We start from the raw sequence: 24,196 nt of genomic DNA, 5'->3' as shown, positions 1-24,196 counted from the left end.
GGGGCCGTTGACGCCAGAGTCCGGGATTGACGGTGATGAGCGCCAGGGGCAGCATGGCCCCGCCGCAGCGCTTCGGCGCACAGGAGGACGGCCATGAGCACGCTCAGTTCCGCATCGCCCCCCCAGGCCCGCTGGCGCGATCCCAAGCGCTGGTGGTGGCTGATGTCCCCCGCCTTCCCGGCCCTGGTCTGGCTCAACGTGCTGCGCTATCTGGCCACGGGCGACGAGTTCTGGCTGTGGATCAGCACCCTGGTCGTCTATGCCGGCATCCCGCTGCTGGACACCCTGCTGGGCCAGGACCGCAGCAACACACCCGAGGACCAGCGGGCCCGCATCGAGGCCGATCCCTGGTACCGCGTGCTGATCGTGCTCTTCGTGCCCCTGCAGTACGGGCTCACCGTACAGGGTGCCTGGGTGGCCGCCACGCAGCCGCTGAGCCTGTGGGGCTGGCTGGGCCTGGTGCTCAGCGTGGGCGGCATCAATGGCGTGGGCATCAACACCGCCCATGAACTGGGCCACAAGCGGCCGCGCTGGGAGCGCTGGCTGTCCCGGGTGACGCTGGCGCCGGTGGCCTACGGGCATTTCTACGTGGAGCACAACCGCGGCCACCACCTGCGCGTGGCCACACCGGAGGACCCGGCCAGCAGCCGCATGGGCGAGAGCTTCTGGGCCTTCCTGCCGCGCACCGTGCTGGGCAGCCTGCGCTCGGCCTGGAACATCGAATCCGAGCGCCTGGCCCGGTTGGGCCTGCCCGCGCTGCACTGGCGCAACCAGTGCCTGCAGGCCTGGTCCATGACTTTGGTGCTCCATGGCGCCCTGGCGCTGTGGCTGGGCGCGCCGGTGCTCCTCTTCCTGGTGGCCCAGGCAGCCTACGGCATCAGCCTGCTGGAGGTCGTCAACTACATCGAGCACTACGGCCTGCTGCGACCGCGCGATGCGCAGGGCCGGCTCGCGCCCTGCGACCCCACACACTCGTGGAACTCGGACCATCGCGTGTCCAATGTCTTCCTCTACCAGCTGCAGCGCCACAGCGACCACCACGCCCACCCCGGCCGCCGCTACCAGGTGCTGCGTCATTTCGACGAAAGCCCGCAACTGCCCTCGGGCTATGCCGGCATGCTGTTGCTGGCCTACGTGCCGCCGCTGTGGTTCCGGGTGATGGACCCGCGGGTGGTCGCGCACTACGGCGGCGACGTGCAGCGGGCCAATCTGCAGCCCTCGCGCCGGCAGCATCTGCTGGCGCGCTGGGGTGCCCCCGCCGCCCGCTGAAGCGCCCCTGCCCGGAAGGGGCCGGCAGCCCACCCTATCATCGACAGCTTCGGAACCCCGGGGCGGACGCGCCCCTTCCCTGGCATGTCCGCTGACCGCCCTGCGCCAAGCCCCGCCCTCTTGCGCCGCCTGCTGCGCGCCCGGGATCGCATGGACGCTGCCTCCGAGGAGGCCTGGCCCGTGCAGCGCCTGGCCGATCTCTGCGGGCTCACCGAGGCCTACTTCGCCCGCGCCTTCAAGTCCGCCTTCGGCCTGCCGCCCCACCGCTACCTGCTGAGCCGCCGCATCGAGCGGGCCTGCGCCCTGCTGCGCGACACCGAGCTGAGCATCACCGAGATCGCCTTGCGGACCGGATGGGACAGCCTGGGCACCTTCGGCCGCACCTTCCGCGACATCACCGGCAGCCACCCCGCCGCCGTGCGCGAGCAGCTGCGCCGCGAGACACCCGTCCAGGCCTTGGCCGGCATGCCCCTGTGCCACCTGATGGCCGCCCACCGCCCCGACCTGCGCAGCGCAGTTTCGGAGAAGCGCCGCCAGGCCGCAGCTGCTACAACAGCGACCTCGGACACACACAGCGACAAGGAGCTGACATGAATGCAGGCATCGACGTGATGGGCGTCTACGTCCACGACCAGGACGAGGCCCTGGCCTTCTACGTGGAGCGGCTGGGCTTCAAGGTGCACACCGACGTGCGCAACGGCCCCTTCCGCTGGCTGACGGTGCAGCATCCCGAGCAGCCGGAGCTGCAACTGGGCCTCTTCAAGCCCGGCCCGCCCATGCAAGACCCGGCCACGGCCGAGGCCCTGCAGGCCCTGGTGGCCAAGGGCGCCATGCCGCCCCTGGTGATGCGGGTGAGGGACTGCCACGCCAGCTGCGCGGCCTTTCGCGCCGCTGGTGTCGAAATCACCCAGGCGCCGGTGGAGCGCTTCGGCAGCGTGGACGCCGGCTTCCGCGACCCATCCGGCAACGGCTGGAAGCTGATCCAGATCCGCGCCTGATGACCCGGCCCCTTCCAGGAGATCCGACCATGCCCAGCCCCAAGTCCAAGCCCGCGGGCCCCTCTGCCTCCGCCTTGATCGACGAGCGCATTGAGACGCTGGGGGACTGGCGTGGCGCACTGCTGGCACGGCTGCGCGCCCTGATCCTCGATGCCCGGGCCGGCATCGAGGAAGACTGGAAATGGAGTGGCCCCTGCTGGACGCATGCCGGCCTGATCTGCACCGGTGAGACCTACCAGCGTCACGTGAAGCTGACTTTCGCCCATGGCGCCGCCCTGCCCGACCCGAGCGGCCTGTTCAACAGCAGCCTGGACGGCCGCGTGCGCCGAGCCATCGACTTCAGCCAGGAAGCCCAGGTCGACGGACCGGCGCTGCAGGCCCTGGTCCGTGCGGCGGGCGCCTACAACGCAGGCAATACCTGACCCCGCATCCAGTGGGATCCCGTCTTGAAATGCGGGCCACGGCACCCAGCTGGGGGGCATGTTCCAGTTTCTGCACCCGCGTCCCGTCGTGGACCGCCGCCCGGTCGCCGAGCACAGCATCCAGGTCCGCGCCGTGCCGCTGCCGGCCCTGGTGCCGCTTGTCCCTGCGCAGGCCTGCCCCTTGGGCGCGCCGCGAGACCTCAGTCCGCCAGCAGCGCCCAGCGTTCGTGGTCCCGCCAGCGGCCGTTGATCTTGAGGTAGCGGGGCGAAAAGCCTTCCTGGCGAAAGCCGCAGCGCCGGGCCAGGGCCAGGGAAGCCGTGTTGCCGGGCTGGATATTGGCCTCGACGCGATGCAGCTTGAGCACCTGGAAGGCGTGCCGGCAGACGGCCTGCAGGCCCTCGCCCATCAGGCCCTGGCCGGCGTTCGGCGCGAATGCGTAGTAGCCCAGGTAGGCGCTGCGCAGGGCGCCCATCACGATGTGGCTGAGGTTGATCACGCCGACCAGGCTGTCGTCGTCTCGCCGCAGAACCAGGAAGGGCTGCTGGCCCGGCTGGCGCATGCGGTCCAGCCAGGCCAGGTAGGCCACCGCATCCGCGGGCGGCGAGACCCAGCGCCCATGCAGGCGCCGGCTGGCGGCCACTGCGGCCAGGAAGGCGGGGCTGTCAGAAGCCTCGGGCGGTCGGATGTAGATGCGGGCGGGCGGCATGGGCAAAGGCAGGTTCGCTGAGCCGGCATTGTGGCCTGCACCAGAGCCCCCTCGCCGATCACACGGACCGAAACAACCCTGAGCAGGCCAGGGCGGACACGCCGCCCGCCGGGGCACACTCCGCTAGGCTTGCCGCTGACGCCAATCCGGCTTCACCCGCCCTTCTTCATCTTCCCTGCAGGAGCACCCGCATGACGCCCAAGAACACCCTCTGCCTCTGGTACGACGGCACGGCCCTGGAAGCGGCCGAGTTCTATGCCCGTACCTTCCCCGACAGCCAGGTTGGCCCCATCTGCCGCGCACCGGCCGATTTCCCCAGCGGCAAGGCCGGCAGCGTGCTGACCGTGCAGTTCAGCGTCATGGGCATCCCCTGCCTTGGCCTCAACGGCGGCCCGGGCTTCCCGCCGACCCAGGCCTTCTCCTTCCAGGTTGCCACCGAGGACCAGGCCGAGACCGACCGTCTCTGGGACGCCATCCTTTCCAGCGGCGGACGGGCCAGCGCCTGCGGCTGGTGCCAGGACCGCTGGGGCGTGCACTGGCAGATCACCCCGCGAGTGCTCAGCGAGGGCATCTCGGACCCCGACCCGGCCGTGGCCCGACGGGTCTTCGAGGCCATGATGGGCATGGTCAAGATCGACATCGCCGCCATCGAGGCGGCCCGGCGCGGCTGAGGGCGGCCGCATGGACAGCGTCCACGGCGGCTGCCTGTGTGGCCGCGTGCGCCTCGTCGCCATCGGCACGCCGCGCAGGGTAGGCCTGTGCCACTGCATGGACTGCCGCAAGCACCACGGCGCTCTCTTCCACGCCTCGGCCATCTTTGCGGAGACGGCCGTTCAGGCCAGCGGTCAGACGCATCACTACGCCGGCCGCCATTTCTGCCCGCATTGCGGCTCCTCGGTCTTCTCGCGATCGGGGGATGAAGTCGAGGTGCACCTCGGCGCGCTGGATGCCCCGGACCAGTTCCGCCCCAGCTACGAGCTGTGGACCGTGCGGCGTGAGGCCTGGCTGCCGCCCTTCGAACTCGCCGAACACTACGCCGACGACCGCCCGCCAGCTGCCACGCCCCCCGACGTCCCTCCCGCGGATTAGGGCATCGCCCCGCCAGCGTGGCACCCCGGTACACCGCCGTTGCCCCTGCCCCAGGGAAGCGGACCGGGTGCCGCCGCGGCGCAGGCGAGCGAGGATGAGCTGCCCGAGGGACTCGATGAAGGCTGTCAGCAGCGCCCTGCCCTGCACGAGCAGTTGGCCATGGTGGACATCTTCAGGGTCGTCTACCGCGAGCAGCTCAAGGCCACGCCCGCCCCAGCGCAGGCGCCCGCTGTCTGCGGCACGGGGCGTGGGGACTGATCGGTGCGCTGGGGCGGGAGGTCCGCGGAACCGTCAGGCGCTGGCGGCGCTGCGGATCAGCGGATCAGCGGCAGGATGCGTTCACGCAGCAGGCGGTACTGCGCATCCACCATGATCTGGTTGGGGTCGTGGCCGACCTGCGGCAGCAGCACCAGCGCCTTCTGCGGCGCCTTCAGGCTGTCGACGTAGTCTTGCGTCACGTTCGGTGTGGTGAGCAGGTCCTCGGCCCCCTGCACGAAGAACAGCGGCACCTGGAACTCGGTGCCGAGCCGGGGCAGGTCGATCTGCGAGGCCATGCCGTCGCCCTTGAGCCCCACGAACTGCAGGAAGGAGTAGTCCTCGCCCGCCTCGTAATCCGCCCGGGCCTGTGGCGTGGCGTAGAGCGCGGGCGGCTGCCACCAGGCCCTGGGCGCGGGCACTGTGCGCTGGGCTTCGTAGCGGCGGATCACGCGGCGCACCTTGCCGAAGCTGCGCGGGTCCGTCCAGGGCGGCGCGCCCACGGACTGCAGCACCGCCAGCGCCGCCTGGTCCTGGGCCGCCTGGACCCGTGCCAGCAGTTGGACATAGCTCTGCGACTCGTTCCGCCGGATCTCGACCTCCTGCGAGGACCCCAGGTAGGCATGGAACAGCCCGGGATGCGCGTGCACCAGGTGGATGCCCAGGACCGAGCCCCAGGAGCTGCCCCACAGGATGACTTTCTTCTGGCCAAAGCGCCGCGCCAGGTAGGCGGCCAGCTCGGCCCCGTCGCTGACCAGCTGCGGGATGGTCAGGGGCTCGTCCTCGCCAGGCCTGCTGCGGCCATAGCTCATGCCGGATCCGCGCTGGTCCCATTGCACCAGGGTGAAGTCCCGGGCCCAGGCGCCGAACATGGCATCGGCATACGGGCTCAGGGGATTGCCGGGGCCGCCGTGGATGAACAGCACGAGGGGATTGCCGCAGCGATCGCCCTTGACGGTGACCCACTGCTCGACGCCGCCCAGCTTCACAAAGCCCTGCTCATCGACGCGCTGCTCCGGCGAGGCACAGGCCGGCGTGACCGGCGGGATGTCCGTGGCCGCGGCGCCCCAGGCGGGCAGCAGGGAAATCGCCAGGAGAGCGATGGAGCGCTTGAACATGCGGGGCCTTGTCGTGGGGGTGGCCAAGCGTAGCGGCAGCTGGTCGCAGGTGCCAGTCGCCATGCCCGCTCGGGTGATGCGCGGACCAGAAAAGGAGCGGCGCAGCCCGCTGCGACAAGCGGAACAGGTCTGGCGTCGCAGGGTCAGCCAGGCAAGGTCTGCCAGCTCACGAAGCAGGGGCCGCCCTGGGCCCGGTCAAAGCCCAGCTCCACCCGCCCTGCCCGCAACCGCAGCACCGCAAATCCGTCCCCCGGATGGTCCGCCCAGTCTGTGACGAGGCAGCGAAGCGGGGGGCCGTCCTGCCCTGCTGGCGCGCCCCCCTGAGGCATCAGCGCAAAGCTGTCCGGCACCTGGAAGGCCTCGGCCTCGGTGACGGAGAAGGGCCAGGGCGCATGCAGGGCGGAGCTGTGGACGCTCAGCAGGCGGACTCGGGGCTGGTCCTCTCGAAGGCCGCCCTGCCCGTCATCCACGCCCACCCAGGCGGTGGCGTAGCCGCTGCGGTGCTCATCGCCGGAGAGGAAGACCACGTCCTGCGCACCATGCGCCCACAGCGCTCGCAGCAGATCGTGCTGACTGGCGGGGAAGCCGTCCCAGGCGTCGCTGGCGGCCGCGGCGCCGGGGTACTCGGCCACGCTGCGCCGACGCGGCAGCAGCAGGGATCCGCTGAGCAGCACACGCGGGCGATCGTCCTGCTGCGCCAGCCAGGCCTGCAGCGCCTGCCACTGTTCATCACCCAGGATGCGTGCCGCGAGCAGGCGGGACAGCGGGCGCGGCTGGCGCTCCGTCCGGGCATCGGCGATGAAAAAGCGCACGCCGCGCCAGTCGAAGCGATGCCAGAAGCGCTGGTGCAGGCCCTCGCGTTCGCCCGGCTCCCAGCGGGCGGCCCAGGCAGCGGCGCAGGCAGGGGCGATCCAGGGGCCGCCGTCCACATCGCCCTTGTCGCTCAGCACGGGGCCCCAGTTGTCCTCGATCTCATGGTCGTCCGGCGCATGAACGATGCGCTGCAGCGTGGGCGGCAGATGGCGGATGAGTCCGGCCTTGAAATGCTGGTAGGCGCGGGTATAGCGCTCCACGGAGTTGTGGGCATCGGCCAGGCCACCGCTGGCGTCGGCATAGATCTCGTCGCCGGCGATCAGCAGCAGCGAACAGGCCCGGCCCTCGGGTGTGTGCCGCGTGAAGTCGACCATGCGCGCCAGGGAGGCATCCACCGGGCCGGCGCGGCGCGGGTCGCTTTCGGCGCCCTGGCGTGCATCCAACAGGCCCGGCGGGTACTGGCAGGCAGCGAGGATGAGGCTCAGGCCCTCCTCGCGCGGGGCGGTTTCGTCGGGTTCGGGCCGGGGCACGAAGGCATGGCGCAGCTCGAGGGGATCCATGGCCAAGGCTGCCTGCAGGGCCGCTTCCAGCTCGTCCTCGGCCGAGGACGAACGCCGCGCGGACGCGATCCACTGGCCGCGCAGGTCCGCGTACAGCAGCAGGCACAGCAGGCCGGTGCCGGGCTGGGCAGGCACCTCGGCCAGGGGCAGGCGGCACCGCAGGGCGTCGCCGGGATGGGATTGGCCCGCCAGCTCGAACTCGCGCAGGCGCACCTGCTCGCGCAGGGGGCGCCCGGGCTGCAGCGGCTCGTAAGCCGTCGGCGTCTCGCGCACGGGCAGCCAGGCCCATTGACGGGGCCAGCCCAGCTCGGGCCGCAGTGCCGTCAGCAGGGCCAGCTCATCGCCCTCCTGGCGCCGCTCCACGCGATGCAGGGGCGGCCAGGCGCAGCGGGGCTCGACGGGTGGCAGGGCGGGTGCCGTGGACCTCTTGCGCTGGCTCATGGGATCTCCCGTCGCAGGAATTCGATGATGTGGCGAAAGACCTTGTGCTCGATGTCGTGTCCGATCAGGCAGTCCTGGTGGCCGTGGCCGGCAATGATGCGGAACTCGTGCCGCCCCGGCGCCCCCTGGGCATAGAGGTCGTGCAGCAGCTCGCCGCTCTCGGCCTCGCACAGGCCGTTGAGCTCACCGTGCACCGACAGCACAGGAAACTTCGCCAGTTGCGCAAAGGCCTTGCGCAGGTCGTCCAGGTAGAGGCTGGCGCCGCGCCAGTCCGTCAGCTCCCTGCTGCGCGAGAAGTGGATGGCCTGGGCCACGGTATCCATGTTCAGCGGGCCGAAGTGATCGTCGATGAAGTCAAAGACCGGCGGCGCCACGTTGGCGATGGCGAAGTCCCGGCCGTAGAGCAGATCCATGCGATGGCGAGTACGGGTCCAGGGCGTGCGGCGCAGGCTGGGAAAGGGCGGATTCTCGAGGTCGAACTCCTCGTCCGGATAGGGCAGGCTGGCCAGCAGGCGGTCGATCAGCTCGTCCATCAAGCCAGGCTGCTCGGGGCGGAAGCTGAAGTCCTGCATGGGCAGGTAGGGCCGCAGGTGCTGCATCAGCAGTGCCCGTGCCGCATTGGTGGGCGAGAACACCATGCGCGGCGTGACCTGGGAAATGACCAGGCGGCGTATCCAGTGCCCGTCCATCAATGCCTGGCGCAACGGGAAGTAGTGCTCTTCTGGCTGACGCTGCGGCTGCAGCAGGGCCATGTGCAGCATCACCGAGCCCATGCAGTGGGCCAGCACGTCGATCTGCTCAAAGCCGGTGGCACGTCGCACGGCATCGATGGCCACCGGAATGTCATTGAGCGCGCACTCCTCGAAGGTCCAGGGCAGGCGGGCCGTGGGCATGCCCGCACTGGTGCGCATGTCCAGGATCCACACGTCCCAGCCGGCCTCGTGCATGAGCTTGGCCGGGCCGGGCTGCACCGAGTGATGGGCGAAGGTGGTGCCGCTGGCGCTGTAGCCGTGGATCATCAGCAGGGGACGGCCGCCATCGCGGCGGTAGCGGGTGAGGCGGATGGTCACCGGGCCGCTGGCCTCGTTGGCCTCGCGGGCCGGGCCGCGCGAGCGGCCGGCATCCTCGCGGCGGCCCACGGCGATCTCCTGGATCTCAGGCAGGGGCAGCCCCGGCACGGCGCCGGGCAGGCGCTGGATCTCACGCGGCGGCGCGGCATCGGGCTTGCGAAAGGTCCAGGCATGCACGCCCATCAGCAGGCGGCTGAGGTAGGCCAGCAGGCTGCCCACGTCGCGCAGCGCGCTGCTCAGGTCCTCGGCCTGCACCAGGCGCAGCAGGGGCTGGCGCTGGCGGGCCAGCTCGTAGAGATCCAGTTCCAGCACCGCGACGCCCTTGCCGTCGGCCGCGCGGAAGGGCCCCTGTTCCAGCCGCGCCTGGGTCAGCTGCTTCCAGGGATTGCCGCGCCGGGTGTAGCTGATGTGCTTTTGCAGCACCAGGGTCTGACCCGGCAAGGAGCGCGCCCAGTCCGGCACATCGGGCAGCCCGGCCGGGATGCGCAGCTCATAGCGCATCAGCCGCTCCTGGCCGCCATGGCTGGCCAGGGCCAGCGCGTTGGCCCAGCGCTCGCGCAGCGCCTCCCAGGCGCCCTGCGGACGAGGCCGGGGCGCCGCGCCCTGTGCCAGGCGCTCCTGCAGAGCCTGTGCGGCGTCACGCCAGCCGCGGTTGCGCCACCAAGCCCAGAGCCCGCGCCACAGTCGCTGTCGGTAGCTGCTGGGCGCACGATGGAAGACCCGCAGGCTCACCGCCTCCAGCGGGGCGATCCAGCACGCCGCGGCGTCGGGGTGCTCGGCATGTTTCCAGAGCTTGTGGCCTGCGTCGGGTCCCTGAGCGCTGACGGCCATGCGCTGCGAAGGCAGGGCCGGATCGCGCCGGGTGTCGAAGAGGCGCAGCCGACAGGCGGAGGTGCCGCGGAGCAAGCGGCCCGGCCCGGGCTCGATCAGGGTCTGAACCGTCGTAGGCTCGAACTCGAAGCTCAGCTCCAGCTGCTTGATCTCCCCCCCCAGGGCACCTGGTACACGCACCAGGCCCACCAACTGCTCGCGCAGCTCCAGCAGGGTCGGCCGGTCCGGTGGCGGCGGGCCGCGTCGCTCACGATAGACCGGGCGGCACAGCCAGAAAGGGTCTTGCGAGGCGCTCGCCCCGCCCGGCCGCAGGTCCCAGCGCCGGCATAGCTCCGACAGCGCGCGCAGCACCAGGGCAGTGATGCTCAGGGCCGGATTGATGCCCAGGGCTTCGGGCACGATGGCGCCATCCAGCACCGCCAGGCCCTGGTGGACCCGATCGGCGGGATCAAGGGCATCACCCTCCCCGTGCAACGGACGCAAGACCTGACCCCATTCGTTCACCACGCCGTCCTCGATGCGATCGGCCATCGCGCAGCCTCCCAGCGGATGCACCGTCAGCATGGGCCCCTTGCGGTCCTCGATCAGGAAGCTCATGGCCTCGGGCAGGATCTCCCACAGGGGATTGGCCAGCAGGCGCTGCCCGCGGGCCTCCAGGTGCTGGCGCAGCCAGCGATGGCGGGACTGCACCTGCGGGTCGCTGGGCAGCCCGGGCCAGTGGATCTGCAGGCTGCCAGGGTCGGCCTCCTCCTTGCCGTGCTGCAGCACCATGCGCCCCTGCGCGGCGTCCAGGCCCATGATGGCCAAGGCCAGTGTTCGGGCACTGGCGGCGCGGGTGATGGCGTAGGGGTCAGGAAAATCGAAGGAGGCCGCATGCCTGCTGCGATCCGGCCGGGACAGGCCGTCCAGGGTCTCACCCAGGGCAAAGATCTGCTCAAAGGCCCAGCGCAAAGGCCCCGGAATGGCCAGGTCCTGCACCACGCAGCTCAGCAGGGGCGTCTGGCCCGCGCCCAGGGGCGGGCGCTCGGGATCGGGATCACGCAGTTGGCGCGCGTCCAGCATGGCCGTAATGGTGGGACCTGCCTGGCGGGCTGCCGGATCCTGGGCCTCGTCGGCCAGGGCATTGAGCACCGGCGCGTCGCGCACGGCGGCCAGCACGTCGCCGTTGGCACTGACCCCCTCGCTCAGCCGGTCTGACAAGCTCAGCCCGCGCCGCCGCGAACGCAGCAGGATCTCTGTGGAGCCCAGGCTGCCGGCAGCCAACACCACCTGCCGGGCTCGCAGCACAAAGGGCTGGGCCTCCTGGCGCGCCTGGTTCTCATCCGTGGGCAGCACAGCCACCTGCCAGCCGCTGTTGGCGCCCGTGCGCGCATCCAGTCCCTGCGGCAGCAGATGCAGCACCGTCGCGCCGGTCAGCATCTCCACGCCGCGACGCCGGGCCATCCACAACAGATTGGTGTCCAGCGACTCCTTGGCCCCGTGGTTGCAGCCGGTGGCGCAGTCGCCGCAGGCCACGCAGCGCTCCAGCGGCAGGCCGGCTGCCGAGTGCGGCTGCGAGCGCAGCGCCACGGTGATGGGCACCTCGCGCGCAGGCAGCTCCGGTGTCGCGAGGCTGCGCAGGTAATCCGCCCGGCGAGGCGTGTGCGTGGCGAGGCCGGCGATGGTGTTGGGCTCGCCCCGGCGGCCCTCTGGCGTAGCCTGTTCGGCGCCCAGCATCTGCGCCGCCCGTGCATACCAGGCTGCCATGCTGCCTGGGTCCCGGCGAAGCCGGGCGGGCCAGCGCGGGCCGCGGAAGACGCTGTCCTCGGCTTCGAGCATCACGCCGGCATTGATCAGCGAACCGCCTCCCAGGCCATTGGCCAGCACCACGCAGAGGTCGGGCCCCACACGAAAGTCGAAGAGCGCCTCGCGATAGCCGCTGACCTGTCCGCGCCCCCCAGCGCCAGACAGTGCGAAGCGCACATGCCCCGGCAGCTCTGCCATGCGGGCGGGGAAGCGGCCGGGCAGGTACTCCAGCCCGCGCTCCAGCAAGAGGATCTTCAGCGGACCGCCGTCCGGGCCAGTGCAACGGGACAGCTGCTCTGCTGCCGCAGCCGCGCCGTAGCCGCTTCCGACAATGAGGATGTCGGCGTCATAGCCGCCTGCCGCAGGACCGTCTCCCCCGCGGGGATGCGCCAGCAGCCAGTCGCTCAGCGGGCGAGAGAGCCAGTGATGGCGACGTTTGGCCTCATGCCGGGGTTCCTCGTACATCTGCAGCCTCCCTGGCCGACCTTGGAGCATGCGCTGCGCCGGCCAGGACCCGCTGCATGGCGGTCAAGAGCTGGTCGGCGCGCACGGGTTTGTGCAGGAGGTCCAGGCCGGCGGCCTGCGCGTCCCGCAGTCGTTGCGGTGCCGTGTCGCCGCTGATCAGCAGCGCGGGCAGGTCCGGGACCAGATTGCGAAGCGAGCGCACGGCGGCGAGGCCGTCGTCGCTGCCACGCAGGCGATAGTCGATCAGCAGCAGGTCCGGCGACTGCTGCATGCACATCAGCACGGCCTCGCGAATGGTGCCGGCGCAGCGGGCCTGGCAACCCAGCTCGACCAGCAGGGTGCACATGGCCTGGCGCACGAGTTCCTCGTCGTCCACCACCAGCACCTTGAGCCCGCGCAGGGAGCGGCCATCGCTGGATTCGTCCTGCTGGCTGTCCAGGCCCTCCTCGGCAGCCTCGATGCCGAGGGTGAAGCAAGACCCGACCCCCGGCGTGGACTCCAGCTTCAGATGCAGGTCCAGCAGGTCCACCAGACGGCTGACGATGGACAGGCCCAGGCCCAAGCCCTTGGCGCGGTCACGTTCCTTGTTGCCGATCTGGTAGAACTCGTCGAAGACCTTCTGCTGCTCCTGTTCGGCAATGCCGCAGCCGGTATCTCGCACCGACACCTGCCACAGCTCGCCACGGCGCTCCGCCACGATGCTGATCTGGCCCGCCTGTGTGTACTTGATCGCGTTGTCGATCAGGTTGCGCACGATGCGCTCCAGCAGCATGGCATCGGTCTCCACATAGGCATTCATGGGACAGATGAGGGTCAGCTCCAGGCGCTTGCGCTGGGCGCTGGGCAGGAACTCCTGCTGAAGCCGCCCCAGCCAATGGCCCAGGTTGAAGACCTTGGCATGCACGGGAACGACCTCGGCATCGAGCTTGGAGATGTCCAGCAACGCGTCCATCTGGCCGGAGAGCGCATCGATGGCCAGATTCATGTTGCGCACCACGCCCAGGCTGTCGTCGTCCAGCTTGCGGCGAAGCAGGGCGGAGCCGAACAGGGTCAGGGTATGCATGGGCTGGCGCAGGTCATGGCTGGCCGAGGCAAGGAAGCGCGTCTTGGCCTGCATGGCCTGCTCGGTCTGCTTGAGCGCGGCGCGCAGCTGCTGGTTGCTCTTGACCTGCTGCTGGCGGATCAGCACGGACTCGCAGAAGACGCGGTAGTTGTCCCGGGCCAGATTGCGCAGCATGAAGCCGAAGAGCAGGATCAGCCCGCCCATCACGGCGTCCTGCCAGACCGTGGCATGTGCACCGGCACCGCCTGTCAGCCAGGCCAGGCCGTTGGCCAGGGTCACCGGGGCTGAGAAGGCCATGAACACGGGCAGGTGCCCGGCCGTGCTGGCGACAGCGCCAGCACACAGGCCCAGCAGCATGATGGTCTGCACCATGCGCTCGTAGTCGCTGAGGTTGGCGGAGAAGACCAGCACCACCGAGAACACCAACCCATTGAGCAGGCTCAGCATCACGGCCCAACGCATGCGCTGCGAGACAGGGTAGTTCTCCAACTGGGGAAGCCGCCCCAGCACATGGCGCCGCAGCAGCAACGTGCCCAGCACGGCCATCATCCACAGCACGGGCCATGGCGAGCGTCCAGGCAAGGCGGCCATCAGGCTCATGAAGAAGGCGCTGAGCCCCACGGGATAGGGCATGCGCCGGCTCTGTTGCGCGAGCAGGCGCAGCAGCTCCACGTTGATGAGTACCTGCGGGTCCTCGCGCGTCTCGTCACGGGGTGCAGCGCGCCAGCCCACCCAGATTGCCAAGCGCTCGCGCAGGCTCATGCGGTGCACTCCCGGTGGATACCGCGGCGGGCAGTGCCGGTGCCCGAGCCTTCGAAGCCACTCCTCAGCGGGGCAGCCGGCAAACACAAGGACATGAGGCAAACAGACATGAGGCGGACCTGGGCGCGACACGCGCTGACCGAAGTGCGCTGACTATACCGCCGGGTACCTTGCCCGGACTTCAGACCGACGCCGGATTTGCTCGCCCCCAAATGACTATGCCGGCCACCGCCACCCCAACGGGCTTTGGTGAGCCGGCATAGCACTCCTCCCCTCGATCAACACGCTGAGGTCCAGGCAGCGCGTGATCCGAGATGCAGTATCTGGGTCCGCAGGGCGCGGACCTATCCCCCTCAAGTAGGAATCCGCGCCTTCAAGCGATTGCAAGACGCGGCGGCGTGCGCATCTCGCGCATGAGGTCGCTCAGTAGGTCCAGGTAGTAGGCCAGCGGCGGCGTGCGCTTGCCGGGCTGGCGCGCGAGGTCGTCCCAGCGACGCAGTTGCAAGGCTTCACGGGCATGCGGCTGGGCGAGAAAGAGCAGGCGCTCTTCGGCATTCATGCGCCCGCCCTGGCGCTCAAGGCTCAGGCGCGAGGACAGGCTCAGCCCCGCTTCGTAGCTCGGCTCGGTAGACACGAGGTAGCGCTTGGCCTGCACATGCAGGCGGATGGGTTCCAGCACGCCGGGGCCGAAGCCCTGGGCCAGCAAAGGCAGGGCGGCAGTTTCGTGGGACTCGATGCGCAGCGGCGCCTGAGCGTCGGCGTCGATCAGCTGGCCCAGGTCATGCAGCAGGGAGGCCGCCACCAGCTCATGGTCGGCATGAGCCCATTCGGCCAACTGCGCGCACTGCAAGGCATGGGCCAGCACCGGCACGCCTTGCGGTGCATCGTTTTCATAGGTGGCCCGGCCACGGCGCAGGAACAGGGCCTCGATGCGGGCTATCAGGTCCATCAGGGCACTCCAGAAGAAGTCAGGAGCCTGCCAGTCTGCGGGCGTCGCGTGACAGGCCCATGACCTCCGGCAGGGCAGGAGCGCCCTTCATTCAAATGCACTGAACCTTGACCTCAAGCAAGCTGAAACAGGCTGAACCTGCTGACCGCGACACTCCCGTCCACACACCGAGGAAACGCCATGAACCTGCCCACCCGGACGCCCCGCTACACCGCCACCGCCATGGTCCTGCACTGGCTGCTGGCCGCTGCCATCGTGGGCGCTTTCGGCATGGGGCTGTACATGTCTGACCTGCCGCTGTCGCCAACGCGGCTCAAGCTCTTCAACTGGCACAAGTGGGCGGGCGTGACCATCCTTGCCCTGTCGGCCCTGCGCCTGCTGTGGCGCCTGGGCCATCGCCCGCCGGCCGACCTGCCCATGCCTGCCTGGCAGGCGCGCGCAGCCCATGCGGTGCATGGGCTGCTGTACCTGGCCTTCTTCGCTGTTCCGCTGAGCGGCTGGGCCTACAGCTCGGCGGCCGGCTTCCCCATCGTGTGGTTCGGCGTACTGCCGCTGCCGGACTTCGTGCCGGTGGACAAGGCCCTCGCTCACCAGCTGAAGGAGCTGCACGAGTTGCTGGCCTGGGGCCTGGCCCTGCTGGTCCTGGCTCATGTGGCCGCGGCCCTGAAGCATCACCTGATCGACAAGGACGGCCTGCTGCTGCGCATGATGCCGGCCCGCCGCTGAAGCCCTCGAACGCATTCCCGTGGAGAACCCTCGCATGAAGAACCCCGTCACCGCCGTCCTGCTGCTGAGCCTGGGCCTGCTTTGCGCCCCGGCGCTGGCCCAGAAGGCCAAGCCCGCACCCACGCCCACCACGCCTCCCGTGGCCCAGGCCGCCGCGCCGGCCTTGATTGCCGCCCAGAGCGAGCTCAGCTTCGTCAGCAAGCAGATGGGCGTGCCGGTGGATGGCAAGTTCAATCGCTTTGAAGCCCAGCTGGGCTTCGACCCCAGAAAGGCCGAGGCCGGCAAGGTGCAGTTCAGCATCGACCTCGCCAGCGTCACCCTGGGCGACCCGATGCTGGACGCCGAGCTGGCCAAACCCGCCTGGTTCGACAGCAAGAAGCTGGGCCAGGCCAGCTTCACCAGCAGCGCCATCAAGCCCCTGGGCGGCAAACGCTTCGAGGTGGCCGGCAAGCTGAGCCTCAAGGGCCTGCAAAAGGACATCACCGTGCCCATCGCCCTGGCGCAGGACAAGGGCCTGACCACGGCCACCGGCAGCTTCGTGCTCAAGCGCCTGGACTTCAAGATCGGCGACGGTGAATGGAGCGATACCTCCATGGTCGCCAACGAAGTGACCGTCAAGCTCAAGCTTGTGTTCTCCGGCGTGGCCCCGCTCTGAGGCCCGCCCCGATTCCCTTCCCTTCCCAACTCACAGGAACCCCATGAAGAAGACCCTGATTGCTTCCGCCCTGCTGGCTGCCAGCGTGATGGCCCAGGCCGAAACCGCCAAGTACCAGATCGAGCCGACCCACACCTTCGTGACCTACGAGATCCAGCATTTCGGCACCTCGACCAACCGCGGCCGCTTCGACAAGAAGGAAGGCAGCGTGGAGATCGACCGTGCCGCCAAGACCGGCAAGGTGCAGATCACCTTCGACATCGCCTCGGTCAACACCGGCGTGGACGGCATGAACAAGCACCTGCAGGGCGAGGACTTCTTCAACAGCGCCAAGTGGCCTCAAGCGAAGTTCGCGGGCGACAAGTTCAGCTTCGACGGCGACAAGGTCACGGCCGTGGCCGGCCAGTTGACGCTGAAGGACAAGACCGCCCCCGTCACCCTGACGGCCAAGCACTTCAACTGCTACCAGAACCCCATGCTCAAGCGTGAGGTCTGCGGCGGCGACTTCGAGGCCACCATCGACCGCACCCAATGGGGCATCGACTACGGCCTGGCCTGGGGCTTCCCCAAGGAGGTCAAGCTGATCATCCAGGTCGAGGCCGTGCGCCAGTAAGCACAGGACCTCGCGGAGCCGTCCCAAGCCCGGCGCCCCCCGGGGACCGACCAGGCACGCCCGCATCCAGCGGAGCGCGCCTGGTCGAGGGGCCGATCACGTCAGCCCAGGCGGAACTGCGCGATCTGGCCGGCGAGCTGGCCCGCCTGCTCACGCAGCGCGGCGGCGGCGGCGCGGGACTGGTCGACCAACACGGCGTTCTGCTGGGTCAGACGGTCCACGCTCTGCACGGCAAGGGTCAGTTCGCCGATGTCCCGGCGCTGGTGCGAGGACTTGCCCTCGATCTGCGCGACCACACCGCACACATCGCGCGCACTGGCCAGCATCTGCTGCATCATGCCGCCGGCACCGCGCGCCAGTTCAGCGCCCTGCCCCATGCGCTCGACGGAATTGCGGGTGAGCTGCTGGATCTCGGCCGCTGCGCTGGAGCAGCGCTGAGCCAGCGCCCGCACTTCGGCGGCGACCACGGAGAAGCCCCGGCCCTGCTCGCCAGCCCGGGCCGCCTCCACCGCCGCGTTGAGGGCCAGCAGATTGGTCTGGAAGGCGATGCCTCCGATCAACTCGCTGATGCTGCCTATCTGCCCAGAGACCTGGTGCAAGGCCTGCATATTGCGGACCACCTCCTGCACGGCGGCATCACCACGGACCGCCACGTCGCTCGCAGCGCGAGCCACCTGTGTCGCCTGCTCCGCCAGGCCGGCCGTGCCACTGACGGCTTCGGACAACGTCTCCATCGAGGCGCTGGTCTGCTGCAGGCTGGACGACGCCTGCTCGGTGCGCGCACCCAGATCCTCATTGCCCTGCGCGATGTCGCTCGCCGCCTCCTGGATGCGTGTCGCCACCTGCCCCATGCCCTGCACCATCAGCTGCAGGCGCTGGCGCATGGCCTCGATGCCAGCCAGCAGACGGGCCAGTTCCAGGGGGCGATCCTGGGGAACGCGCACGGAGAGGTCGCCCTGGGCGATGCGCTGGGCCACGTGCACGGCCTCGCGAAGGCCTTGCAGCACGCTGCGCAGGGTCCAGACCATCAACGCGACGGCAGCGCCCAGCAGCAGCAGCGTCAGCCCCAGCTGTTGCCAGCGGGCCTCGCGCCGCTGCGCCTCCTGACGCTGTAGCGTGGCCTGCACCTGGGCCAGCAGCTGCTGGCTGAGCGCAAGCTGCTGCCCCCGGGCAGCTTCCAGCTGGCTCACCAGTTGATCCAGAGGGAAAGAAGGGTCGGCCGCCGCCTGCTGCAGGGTGGCCAGCAGGGCCTGCCGCTGCTGACGCAGGGCCTGAGCCAGGGCGCTGCCCTGGGGCAGGCGCAGCAGCAGCGCCTCCATGGCCTCGCCATGCACGGCATAGCGCGTCTGGGCGGCCGCCATGGCCGCCACGTCGTCGACCAGGGCCGCCCGGCTGAGATCGCGCAGTTGGCTCAGGGCCTCGACGGCGCGCGGCGCCTCCTGCAGGGCGGCCAGGCTGCCGAAATGCACGGCCGCGTCGGCTTCCTGCCAAAGGCCCGACTGCAGGTGCAGCCGGTCCACCTCGCGCTGCAAGGCCTGCAGCCAGTGGTCAAAAGCCTGCAGCCGCGCCTGGGGCGTGGCTGCGGCTGCCGCGGGCCCCTGCTCCCCCCACTGCCGGGCCAGTACCTCGGCAGCCGGGGCCAGCTCGCCCAGGCCGGGCGCAGCGGCCAGCTCGGCCTGCTGGCGCTGCAGGGCCTCCAACACCCGGGCGCCCATGCCCTGGCCGGTGCCGGCCTCCGGCAGCAAGGCCGCCTGCCTTTGCTGCTGTGCCAGCTCCATGACCGTCCACCAGCCCTTGTTCAGCCGCAGCGCCAGGGACTGCCGCTCGGCGCGCGCCAGCGCATCGGCCGCCTCCCGCCCGCCCTGCACCAGAGGCAGGGCGCCCATCGCCAGACACAGCAGGGCCGCCATCAGCAGCCGGGTCCTCAGGCTTTGCCAGTACTTCATTGCATCCATCCGTCCGAAGGGGACCGCTCTTGCGGCGGCCCGTGCCAGCAAGGTAGGCAGGGGCTGTGATGACTCGATGACGGCCCCGGGGCAGGGGGCGCCGGGCGTGACCTGTGTCACGAAGCGTGTGCTCCCCCCGTCCGGACGTCTGCGCCAGGCCGCCGCGCCCATCCCGGCGGCGTGCAGATGGGGCCCTGGTCCATGCAGCCTGTCGCCTGCGCCTGGGGAGGCGGGTGCGGCTTGCGTACAGTCCGTCTCAACAGCAAAAGCAGGTCCAGCCCATGAACGCCCCCCCCCCCCCACCTGGTACGAGCACTGGCAGCGCTTCGCCAAGGCCAGCGTGCGCGCCTTCCATGTCTACGCCAGTTGGCTGGTGAGCATCAGCTGGCGGCGTTTCATCCTGCTGTCCGTCCTGCTGATCATCGGCGCCAACGTCCTCAGCAACATGCCGCCCTTCACCTGGCGCATCACCGAGCAGTACGAGGGTGCTCCCCCCGTCAAGAGCGTGCCCAGGACCAAGCCTGCGCCCAAGGCGCCCCCTGCTCCCAAGGCCAGTCACAAGGATGCGGACACGCTGGAGGAGTCCGCCCGCAAGATCGCGGAGAAGCTGGGCAAGGGCCAGGACGGCGTGCACCTGGACGTGGCCATCGACAAGCACGGCATCCGCATCGAGCAGCGTCCCAAGCCGGCCGCCAGCGCCGCCGCTCCGGCCAGCAGGGCCGTGGAGGAAGGCGTGCACATCAATCTTCCCAACCTGGTGGTGCGGGTGCCCGTGGACAAGGCCGACAAGCAGGACAAGCCCGCCCGGATCGAGATCAGCGAGGAGGAACTGCGCAGCAAGGTCGAGGAAGCGCTGAAGGAATCCCGCGACGAGGCCCAGCAGCAGCTGGAGGAGGCCCGCGCCGCCCGCGATGAGGCCGAGGCCGCGCGCCGACAGGTCCAGGAGGAACTGGACAAGGCGCAGGCGGACCTGGAGAAGGTCCAGGAGGAAGCCAGCGCCGGCTGGCACTCCCGCGTGCGAGTGATCCATTGGGGCGAGTTCCTGATCGACTTCTCGGTGCTCTTCGTGCTGGCTTCGGCCTTGATCAAGGCCACCTACAAGGGCCGCATGCAGGCGGAGGTCAAGGCCGCCCAGGCCACCGAGACCGCAGAGGCCGAATCGCTCAAGCGCCAGGTCGTCGAGGCCCGCATGGCTGCCATGCAGGCTCAGGTGGAGCCGCACTTCCTTTTCAACACCCTGGCCTCCATCGACCACCTGATCGAGACCGACCCGCCCCGCGCCTCCCAGATGCAGCGCAACCTCATCGCCCTGCTGCGCGCCTCCATGCCCACCATGCGCGAGGCCAATGCCGCCGGCGTGCGGGACCTGGGCCGCGAGCTGGCGGTGATCCGGCCCTACCTTGAGATCCTCAAGGTGCGCATGGAAGACCGCCTGCAAACAGAGATCGACGTGCCCGACGGCCTGCTCTCCGCCGAATTCCCGCCCATGATGATCCAGAGCCTGGTGGAGAACGCCATCAAGCACGGACTGGAACCCAAGGCGGAGGGCGGCAGCCTCAAGGTCCGCGCCGAGGTGCTGCACGGCAAGCTGGCCATCACTGTGGCCGACACCGGCCTGGGCTTCGGCCGCGCCGCCACCGCCGGCACTGGCGTGGGCCTGGCCAACATCCGCGAACGACTCTCCCTGCTGTACGGCGGCCGCGCCAGCGTGACCATTGCCGCCAACCAGCCTTCCGGCACTGTAGTGACCATCACCGTGCCTTACCGCAGCCGCACTGACGAACAAGGAGCTTCCGCATGAGAACCCTCTTCAAGGCCTTCTTCATCCTCGCCCTGGGCGTGGTGCTGCTGAGCGTCATCGGCGGCTTCAGCGTGGCGCACCATGTCTTCTCGGAGCCTGGCGTGCACATCGTCGTCAACGGCGACGAATGGAGCGACCCGGACGTGGGCGACTTCCTCGGCGCCCTGATCGGCCTGGGCGTCATGGGGCTGGTGCTCTTCATCGTGCTGCCTCTGGTCCTGCTCTTCGCGGTGGGCCTGCCCCTGCTGATCGTGGGGGGCGTGATCGGCTTCCTGGTGCTGGTCTTCTGCGGCGTTGGCGCGGTCGTGTTCTCGCCAGCCCTGCTGGTGATCCTGGTGCTGTGGCTGCTGCTGCGCCGCCCCAAGGCCCGGGTGACGGCTCCGGCGCCGCGTCCCTGACGCGTGATCCGTGTCAGCGCCCCGTGTCCACCCCCGGGTCAACCCGTAGCCCCGCCCGCCGCGCCGCGCGCTTAGCATCCCGCCCATGAACGACACCACTCATGACAGCGCCGACGGCCGCATCCGCGCCGTGCTGGCCGACGACGAACGCCTGATGCGGGAGCAGCTGCGCAGCCGGCTGATGGAGGTCTGGCCCGAGCTGGACATCGTGGCCGAGGCCAAGAACGGGCTGGAGGCGGTGGAGCTGTGCCGCGAGCACCGCCCGGACCTGGTCTTCCTGGACATCCGCATGCCTGGCCTGACCGGCGTGGATGCCGCCCGGCAGATCGTCCAGCTCCCTGACGACGACAGCTGGCTGGTGCCGGAGATCGTCTTCATCACCGCCTACGACCAGTACGCCGTCGAGGCCTTCGAGCAGGGCGTGGCCGACTACGTGCTCAAGCCTGCAGAGCGCGATCGCCTGGCCATCACCGTGGCGCGGGTCAAGAAGCGCCTGGCCCAGCGCGACGAGGCCGACGGCGACGACGCCCCGGCATCCACCGAGCCACCCGCCGGCCAGCCCATGCAGCAGCTGCTGCACAAGCTCTCGGCCCAGCTCAACCCGGGCGGCGCGCCCAAGTACCTGCAGTGGATCCAGGCCACCGTGGGCCAGACCATACAGATGATCCCGGTCGAGGACGTGCTCTTCTTCATCTCCGACGAGAAGTACACCCGCGTGCAGACCGCCAGCATCGAGGCCCTGATCCGCAAGCCCATCAAGGAGCTGGTGGACGAACTGGACCCGCAGCTGTTCTGGCAGATCCACCGCTCGACCCTGGTCAATGTGAAGGCCATCGCCGGCATCAGCCGGGACTTCCGCGGCCGTCAGCTGGTGGCCATCAAGGGCCTCACCGAGAAGCTCGAGGTGAGCCGCAGCTACACCCACCTCTTCAAGGGCATGTGATCAGCCCTGGGCCTCGCCCGGCGCGGCCGCCGGGCGCAGGCTGGCCACGAAGCAGCACTGCGCCAGCCAGTAGGTGCTGAGGATCAGCAGCGTGGCGTGGGGCAGCTGGCCAGCGAAGGCGAACTTGTTGATCGCGATCATCGCGTCCGAGAACAGGAACAGCGTGCCGCCCCAGGCCGCGCGCCGAGCCAGGGCCTCGTCAGGCCCGCCCATGCTGCTGCGCCACCAGGCCCAGGCCTGGGAAGCCATGCTGGCCAGGCAGCCCACATAGACCAGCACGGGAATCCGCAGATCGCCCGGAATGCCCGGCCACAGCCGGTGCAGCACCGCGCCAGCCACCAGCGCATAGAGCAGGAAAGGCCACCAGGGCCGGCCGAAGCGCGAGCGCTGGCAGTAGCCCACGATGTAGCAGAGGTGGGCCACCAGAAAGCTCACCAGGCCCGGCAGGAAGCCGGCCTCGGGCCACAGCAGGGCCACGTCGCCTCCCAGGGAGAACAGCAGGCCCCAGCGCAGCCAGCGCGCCGCCTGCGGGCTGTCCGCGCCGCGGGGCCAGGCCCACAGCAGGATGAGGATGGTGGTGAGCGGCTTGGCCGCGAAGCCCAGTTCCGGGCTCAGCCCCAGCCCGCCCAGCGAGGCGATGGCAATGCAGGCGGACACCAGGATGAGCAGGGGCAGCAGAAAGGGAGATCGCATGGCCGGCATTCTGGCCGCGCGCCGAGCCTGCGGGCGCCGGGGTTAGCCCGCAAGCGCCTCGGGGAAGGGGCTGCCCAGCACATTGTCGCTCTGGAGACAAGTCTCTAATCCGCCGTGAATCGTCGGCGGCGAGCGACAGCCCCGGCATTTTCCCTCGCTGAGTTGCAACAAAGCCTTCGCAGAATCGGTCTCCCATGTGATCCCGGACAGCGCCCCGTCGCTCTCCGGCACAAACGACAAGAGGAGACCTCCATGCACCGCATCCCGCAGGCTGGCGCGCGCACGCACGCCGACCGCTCTCAACGCTCCGCCCCCCGCCTGGGCCTGCTCGCATTGGCCGGCCTGGCCCTGTGCGCCGGCCAGGCTCTGGCTTCCGGCTACCGCTTCGGCACCCAGAGCGCCGCCGCCGAGGGCACGGCCAACTCCAACGGCGCCGAGGCCGCCGACGCCAGCACGATCTTCACCAACCCCGCCGGCCTGACCCGCCTCGGCAAGGGCTGGCATGTCAGCGGCGTGCTGGACTATGTGGACCCCAAGGTGAAGTTCACCGACGCCGGTTCCTACATCAGCCTGCCCGGCTCGGGCTTCCAGCCCAAGGCCACCTCGGTGGCCGGTGACGTGGTCGAACCGACCAAGGCCACCTTCGTGCCGCACCTCTACGGCGCCTACAAGGCCTCGGACGAGCTGGCCTACGGCCTGGGCATCTTCGTGCCCTCCGGCGCCAAGCTGGACTACCGCCCGGACTGGGGCGGCCGCTACAACGTCAACTTCGTGGAGCTGAAGTCCCTGGCCTTCAACCCCAACGTGGCCTGGAAGCCGGCCAAGCAGTTCTCGGTGTCCGCCGGTCTGACGCTGGAGTACATGCACGGTGACATCAAGCGTGCCGTGCCCTATGGCAACGCCTACGCCGCCGGCCTGCTGGCCGCCGCCCAGCAGGCCGCCGCCGCTGGTGCTGCAGGCATCGCGGTACAGCTGCAGCAGCAGGCCGCCCAGGTCTATGCCAACCCGGTGTTCGACGGCGGTGTGCACGTCAAGGGACATGACTGGGGTCTGGGCATGAACCTGGCCCTGCTGTGGGACCTGGACGAGCAGACCCGCGTGGGCGTGGCCTGGCGCTCAGGCATCCGGCACAAGCTCAAGGGCAGCGCCGACTGGACCCAGCCGGCCACCCTGCCCGCCAACGTGCTGGCCGCCGCCACCGGCGCACCTTATGACGGCAAGGGCAAGCTGGACCACAACGACTCCGGCGCCAGCCTGGAGGTGAAGACACCGGACTCCCTGTCCTTCCACATCTTCCACCAGCTGAACAAGCGCTGGGCCCTGATGGCCGACGCCACCTGGCACCGCCAGTCCGCGCTGGAAGAGCTGCGCATCAAGTTCGACAGCACCACGCCGCCGTCCATCACGCCCGAGCACTGGAAGAACGTCTGGCGTGCCTCCTTCGGCGCCCAGTACCAGTTCAATGAACAGCTGACCCTGCGCGCTGGCGCCGCCCGTGACAAATCGCCGGTGCAGGGCCAGTACCGTGGTGCCGCCCTGCCTGACTCCGACCGCGATTGGCTGGCCTTCGGCCTGAACTGGAAGTTCAACGCGCAGACCAGCGTCGACCTGGCCCTGGGCTACGTCAAGCTGAAGGACGCCCCCATGTCCATCACCGACGACGGTGAAGGCGAGAAGCCCTGCAACTGCAGCAACGCCACCGTACGCGGCAACTACCAGACCAAGGCCACCACCCTGGGCCTGCAGCTGAACCACAGCTTCTGAGCCCCGGCCCTCATCCGGACAAGACCTGACCCCGCGGGAGCCCTGGCGCTCCCGCCCTCA

Annotated in this window: 22 protein-coding genes; 14 read left to right on the top strand and 8 right to left on the bottom strand. The window is 69.7% G+C overall.

Features of this window, described 5'->3' with window-relative positions:
- Positions 1 to 93: 93 nt before the first annotated feature.
- The 4 genes from ACS5PK_RS02920 (at position 94) to ACS5PK_RS02905 (ending at position 2,689) form a co-directional block, all read left to right on the top strand.
- On the top strand, positions 94 to 1,269 hold the full coding sequence (locus ACS5PK_RS02920) for an alkane 1-monooxygenase (RefSeq protein WP_439438783.1): 1,176 nt from the start codon (positions 94 to 96) through the stop codon (positions 1,267 to 1,269).
- 84 nt (positions 1,270 to 1,353) lie between these two features.
- Positions 1,354 to 1,863, top strand: coding sequence for a helix-turn-helix transcriptional regulator (locus ACS5PK_RS02915; RefSeq protein ID WP_439438782.1), 510 nt, complete (start codon positions 1,354 to 1,356; stop codon positions 1,861 to 1,863).
- Positions 1,860 to 2,267, top strand: coding sequence for a VOC family protein (locus ACS5PK_RS02910; RefSeq protein ID WP_439438781.1), 408 nt, complete (start codon positions 1,860 to 1,862; stop codon positions 2,265 to 2,267). Before ACS5PK_RS02915 ends, ACS5PK_RS02910 begins: the two co-directional genes overlap by 4 nt.
- Before the next feature lie 29 nt (positions 2,268 to 2,296).
- Positions 2,297 to 2,689 carry a DUF1801 domain-containing protein gene (locus ACS5PK_RS02905; RefSeq protein ID WP_439438780.1) on the top strand — a complete coding sequence of 131 codons (393 nt, stop codon included), beginning with the start codon at positions 2,297 to 2,299 and terminating at the stop codon, positions 2,687 to 2,689.
- A gap of 200 nt (positions 2,690 to 2,889) precedes the next feature.
- Here ACS5PK_RS02905 and ACS5PK_RS02900 read toward each other — a convergent pair whose 3' ends face one another.
- Complete coding sequence (locus ACS5PK_RS02900) at positions 2,890 to 3,396, bottom strand: GNAT family N-acetyltransferase (protein ID WP_439438779.1); 507 nt, start codon at positions 3,394 to 3,396, stop codon at positions 2,890 to 2,892.
- Positions 3,397 to 3,587: 191 nt separating this feature from the next.
- On the opposite strand from ACS5PK_RS02900, the gene ACS5PK_RS02895 reads away from it, so the two are divergent.
- From ACS5PK_RS02895 to ACS5PK_RS02885, 3 genes are read left to right on the top strand one after another with little or no spacing between them, the layout of a single operon-like run.
- On the top strand, positions 3,588 to 4,067 hold the full coding sequence (locus ACS5PK_RS02895; protein WP_439438778.1) for a VOC family protein: 480 nt from the start codon (positions 3,588 to 3,590) through the stop codon (positions 4,065 to 4,067).
- Positions 4,068 to 4,077: 10 nt separating this feature from the next.
- Positions 4,078 to 4,485 carry a GFA family protein gene (locus ACS5PK_RS02890; protein WP_439438777.1) on the top strand — a complete coding sequence of 136 codons (408 nt, stop codon included), beginning with the start codon at positions 4,078 to 4,080 and terminating at the stop codon, positions 4,483 to 4,485.
- 39 nt (positions 4,486 to 4,524) lie between these two features.
- Complete coding sequence (locus ACS5PK_RS02885; RefSeq protein WP_439438776.1) at positions 4,525 to 4,743, top strand: hypothetical protein; 219 nt, start codon at positions 4,525 to 4,527, stop codon at positions 4,741 to 4,743.
- Between the two features lie 56 nt (positions 4,744 to 4,799).
- On the opposite strand, the gene ACS5PK_RS02880 is transcribed toward ACS5PK_RS02885, so the two are convergent.
- The 5 genes from ACS5PK_RS02880 to ACS5PK_RS02860 form a co-directional block, all read right to left on the bottom strand.
- Entirely contained in the window at positions 4,800 to 5,858 is a 1,059-nt protein-coding gene (locus ACS5PK_RS02880; protein WP_439438775.1) for an alpha/beta hydrolase, read from the bottom strand.
- Between the two features lie 143 nt (positions 5,859 to 6,001).
- Entirely contained in the window at positions 6,002 to 7,672 is a 1,671-nt protein-coding gene (locus ACS5PK_RS02875; protein WP_439438774.1) for an alkaline phosphatase D family protein, read from the bottom strand.
- Positions 7,669 to 11,823, bottom strand: coding sequence for an alpha/beta fold hydrolase (locus ACS5PK_RS02870; RefSeq protein WP_439438773.1), 4,155 nt, complete (start codon positions 11,821 to 11,823; stop codon positions 7,669 to 7,671). Before ACS5PK_RS02870 ends, ACS5PK_RS02875 begins: the two co-directional genes overlap by 4 nt.
- Positions 11,801 to 13,648 (bottom strand): ATP-binding response regulator, encoded by a 1,848-nt coding sequence (locus ACS5PK_RS02865; RefSeq protein WP_439438772.1) that lies wholly within the window; start codon positions 13,646 to 13,648, stop codon positions 11,801 to 11,803. The genes ACS5PK_RS02870 and ACS5PK_RS02865 overlap by 23 nt, the downstream gene beginning before the upstream one ends.
- Positions 13,649 to 14,021: 373 nt before the next feature.
- Positions 14,022 to 14,597, bottom strand: a complete 576-nt coding sequence (locus tag ACS5PK_RS02860) for an HD domain-containing protein (protein WP_439438771.1) — start codon at positions 14,595 to 14,597, stop codon at positions 14,022 to 14,024.
- Positions 14,598 to 14,777: 180 nt separating this feature from the next.
- On the opposite strand from ACS5PK_RS02860, the gene ACS5PK_RS02855 reads away from it, so the two are divergent.
- The 3 genes from ACS5PK_RS02855 to ACS5PK_RS02845 are packed head-to-tail and all read left to right on the top strand — an operon-like array spanning position 14,778 to position 16,591.
- Positions 14,778 to 15,323, top strand: a complete 546-nt coding sequence (locus tag ACS5PK_RS02855; RefSeq protein ID WP_439438770.1) for a cytochrome b — start codon at positions 14,778 to 14,780, stop codon at positions 15,321 to 15,323.
- Between the two features lie 34 nt (positions 15,324 to 15,357).
- Positions 15,358 to 15,978 (top strand): YceI family protein, encoded by a 621-nt coding sequence (locus ACS5PK_RS02850; protein WP_439438769.1) that lies wholly within the window; start codon positions 15,358 to 15,360, stop codon positions 15,976 to 15,978.
- A gap of 43 nt (positions 15,979 to 16,021) precedes the next feature.
- Entirely contained in the window at positions 16,022 to 16,591 is a 570-nt protein-coding gene (locus ACS5PK_RS02845) for a YceI family protein (protein WP_439438768.1), read from the top strand.
- 101 nt (positions 16,592 to 16,692) lie between these two features.
- Here ACS5PK_RS02845 and ACS5PK_RS02840 read toward each other — a convergent pair whose 3' ends face one another.
- Positions 16,693 to 18,537: a methyl-accepting chemotaxis protein gene (locus tag ACS5PK_RS02840; protein ID WP_439438767.1), complete on the bottom strand. Its 1,845-nt coding sequence runs from the start codon at positions 18,535 to 18,537 to the stop codon at positions 16,693 to 16,695.
- A gap of 340 nt (positions 18,538 to 18,877) precedes the next feature.
- Here ACS5PK_RS02840 and ACS5PK_RS02835 point away from each other — a divergent pair, with 340 nt between their 5' ends.
- The 3 genes from ACS5PK_RS02835 to ACS5PK_RS02825 all read left to right on the top strand — a co-directional run bounded on the left by ACS5PK_RS02835 (position 18,878) and on the right by ACS5PK_RS02825 (position 21,679).
- A complete protein-coding gene (locus ACS5PK_RS02835; protein ID WP_439438766.1) occupies positions 18,878 to 20,338 on the top strand; it encodes a sensor histidine kinase in 1,461 nt (486 codons plus the stop codon).
- Positions 20,335 to 20,736 (top strand): hypothetical protein, encoded by a 402-nt coding sequence (locus ACS5PK_RS02830; RefSeq protein WP_439438765.1) that lies wholly within the window; start codon positions 20,335 to 20,337, stop codon positions 20,734 to 20,736. Before ACS5PK_RS02835 ends, ACS5PK_RS02830 begins: the two co-directional genes overlap by 4 nt.
- An 85-nt stretch (positions 20,737 to 20,821) precedes the next feature.
- Positions 20,822 to 21,679, top strand: a complete 858-nt coding sequence (locus ACS5PK_RS02825) for a LytR/AlgR family response regulator transcription factor (RefSeq protein ID WP_439438764.1) — start codon at positions 20,822 to 20,824, stop codon at positions 21,677 to 21,679.
- Here ACS5PK_RS02825 and ACS5PK_RS02820 read toward each other — a convergent pair whose 3' ends face one another.
- On the bottom strand, positions 21,680 to 22,372 hold the full coding sequence (locus ACS5PK_RS02820; RefSeq protein WP_439438763.1) for a lysoplasmalogenase: 693 nt from the start codon (positions 22,370 to 22,372) through the stop codon (positions 21,680 to 21,682).
- Between the two features lie 252 nt (positions 22,373 to 22,624).
- Here ACS5PK_RS02820 and ACS5PK_RS02815 point away from each other — a divergent pair, with 252 nt between their 5' ends.
- Entirely contained in the window at positions 22,625 to 24,136 is a 1,512-nt protein-coding gene (locus ACS5PK_RS02815) for an OmpP1/FadL family transporter (RefSeq protein ID WP_439438762.1), read from the top strand.
- Positions 24,137 to 24,196: the final 60 nt, after the last annotated feature.

The organism is Roseateles sp. DB2 (assembly GCF_051857535.1).
Classification (GTDB): domain Bacteria; phylum Pseudomonadota; class Gammaproteobacteria; order Burkholderiales; family Burkholderiaceae_C; genus Roseateles_B.
The sequence above is the reverse complement of the archived record's forward strand: the minus strand, read 5'-3'. Positions and strand labels throughout refer to the sequence as shown.